A 2549-nucleotide genomic window follows, 5' to 3' on the forward strand; every position below is an offset into this window, starting at 1 on the left:
AAATGTATATCCTTTTATATTAAGTTGAACTTCTTGTATCTCTTTATCTTCAATTATTTCTAATAGTAAACTTACTCTATCTCTATACTTTCTATCATTCCTAAAGCTATTAATTCGATGAGTAGCTAAATCATCTCTATTAAAAAGGTCTTTATAGTTAATTGAACTATCTATTTTTCCATATCTATACATATAGTCATTTTTTAAATCTTCTACTATTTTTAAAATTTCTTTTGTTTCATTAGCTATAACTTCCTTTCCTTTCTGATCATGCCATTTTTTGTAAATATAAATAGCAACTATTATTGGTGATGCTATGGTTGCTGCTACTCCTAAATAAGTTCCCATCACATCTTGATAGGTAGCAATAATTGACCAATCCCAACTACATACATCCATACATTACTCCTTTAAAACTCTATATACAGTAGCAACGCCACAACCTACAGCTTTAGCTATTTCTTCTTTTGTTAAGCCTTTATTACTTAACTCTCTAATACGATCATGTTTAGCTGTATCTGCTTTCTTACCTGTAGGCTTGTATCCGCTTCTCTCTAAACCTTGTTTAATTCGTTCTATACGCTTTTCATTGTCTAATCGAGCCATAGTAGCTAACAAATCAATTAACAGGTTATTAACTAAATTCAGGATAGAGCTTGTAATGGTATCATCTGTATTCAGCAGTACATGAGTAGTTGGCAGATCAGCAACAACTAGCTTCAATCCTTTCTCTTTTATACGTCCTTTCAATACTTCAAACTCATTTTGTTTTAAACGTGATAAGCGGTCTACACTCTCAACAAGCAATGTATCTCCGTTCTCTGCATCTGCTAATAATTTATTTAATACAGGTCTATCTAGCTTTGTACCTGATTCATTCTCTACATATTCAACAGTAACGCCGTTTATGGTACTAGCAAACTCTTTTAAGCTATCTAATGCTCTCTCTGCATCTTGGTCTTTTGTACTAGCTCTTACATATATTCTTACTGTCATTATCATATAACATTATATCTTTAAGTCTTATGATAATACTATCATTTAATTATCAATACAACTCTAATGATAGATATATTCTCATTTAATTTGATTATTATTTCAGTATAGTCTAATGATAGCTTTTATCAGTCTTAAATACTTATAATGCTATATTCAGTTTACTTTTGAATAATTAAGAGATTTTTATGAAAAAAATATTAATCATCGGGTTAGTAAGTCTTTTTACTATAGGTTGTGCAACAACATCAGGATTAAATCCACAGACAGCAGTAAGTAATTTTGATGGTGTAAAAAGTGTAGCAATTGCTCCGCATGGTGCAGCATGTAAAAGCATGGTGTGCCCAATGGTTGGTGCATCATGGTTAGATAATCATCCTGATAATGTTGGTATTACTATTCAACTATTCAATGAAATAGCAAATATTCACTCAGTATCTTTTAATATTGATGGGGAAATTATTAATATAAAGAATGATCATGCTACTAGTTTTGATCAAGCTGTAGGGGCTAACTATTCACAAGCTACAATGGTTGTAAGTTACAGTATTTTAACTAAAATTCTGCAATCAAAAAGAACATGGATGAAAGTATCAACTAGCAAAGGCGCACATGAAGTAGCCATTGTAGATGGTACTGTAGATAGTAAGGCTTTTAATGCACTTAAAAGATTTGATGCTCAAGTAAAAGAAGCATCTGCTAAATAGTTATAGACTTACTACCTTTTAGTGTAGGCGGTGCAAAATAATTTGCATCGTTCTTCTCTCTCTACGTGAATGAGTGAGCATAATTGCCTTGCTAATTTATTTCTATTCACGTACAGCGTTCAATCTGATAGGCTTATAAGCAATAAACAAGTAAATGTTGGTATTGAATATGGCAATTACAACTAAACCTCGTGGCAACCTATCTAAAGCTGTAGTATTAGAATTAGTAAAGGATGCAGCTCCTGAACAGATAGCAACTCTATTTACAGGTAAAGATAATAAACCTTGTACATTGGTATCACGTACTCGTACAGTAGAGCTATTAGGTTTAACAGGTGCTAAAAAGAAAGCTGTAGAAGAATATACATACCCTGCTAAACGTAAACCTCGTAAAGCTGTAGTTAAACGTGGTACTGATTCAAATACAGTTAGCAAGGATGACTATAAAGACTTGAGCAATGACAAACTAATCAGCTCTATTAAAGAATACAAAGCTAAACTTAAGGCTATGGAAGAACAACTATCTGAACGTCTTAAATAACAGACAATAAAAAAGGGGGCTTATATAGCTCCCTTATTTGTTGCTAGGTACATATCCCACACTTTCTAGGTATGTCATCCATTCCTTAATATAGAAAGCATCTGATAGCATTGTAGCTATTCGTTCTGCATAATCTTCTATACTCTCTCCAACATTAGCCTTGTAATGGTTTTGGAAAGCTATATCTCTACTTAACTTATCACCAAACATAAGGCAGTGTTTAATACTTAGTCCTGTAAACATATCTACAGTATTCTTATCTTTACTCTCTTTCTGCTTCTTCTCTTTCTTCTTAATAAACTTAA

At 32.2% G+C, this 2549-nt stretch carries 4 protein-coding genes and 1 pseudogene; 2 read left to right on the top strand and 3 right to left on the bottom strand.

From position 1 onward, the window contains the following. Together FTV34_RS16890 and FTV34_RS16895 are read right to left on the bottom strand one after the other, a co-directional pair. The coding region (locus FTV34_RS16890; RefSeq protein ID WP_180070842.1) for a hypothetical protein at positions 1-399 on the bottom strand (399 nt) is incomplete at its 3' end. Positions 400-402: 3 nt separating this feature from the next. Beyond that, a complete protein-coding gene (locus FTV34_RS16895) occupies positions 403-996 on the bottom strand; it encodes a recombinase family protein (RefSeq protein WP_179995760.1) in 594 nt (197 codons plus the stop codon). A gap of 188 nt (positions 997-1184) precedes the next feature. On the opposite strand from FTV34_RS16895, the gene FTV34_RS16900 reads away from it, so the two are divergent. Together FTV34_RS16900 and FTV34_RS16905 are read left to right on the top strand one after the other, a co-directional pair. After that, a complete protein-coding gene (locus FTV34_RS16900) occupies positions 1185-1703 on the top strand; it encodes a hypothetical protein (RefSeq protein WP_180070844.1) in 519 nt (172 codons plus the stop codon). Positions 1704-1872: 169 nt separating this feature from the next. Beyond that, the gene (locus FTV34_RS16905) at positions 1873-2244 is read left to right on the top strand and encodes a hypothetical protein (protein WP_179995755.1); all 372 of its coding nucleotides are present in this window, start codon (positions 1873-1875) and stop codon (positions 2242-2244) included. A gap of 33 nt (positions 2245-2277) precedes the next feature. On the opposite strand, the pseudogene FTV34_RS16910 reads toward FTV34_RS16905, so the two are convergent. Beyond that, positions 2278-2549, bottom strand: a pseudogene (locus FTV34_RS16910) (replication initiation protein); the annotation flags it as partial.

The sequence above is a fragment of the Acinetobacter sp. YH16038 genome, assembly GCF_013417275.1.
In the GTDB taxonomy this organism is placed as follows: Bacteria; Pseudomonadota; Gammaproteobacteria; order Pseudomonadales; family Moraxellaceae; genus Acinetobacter.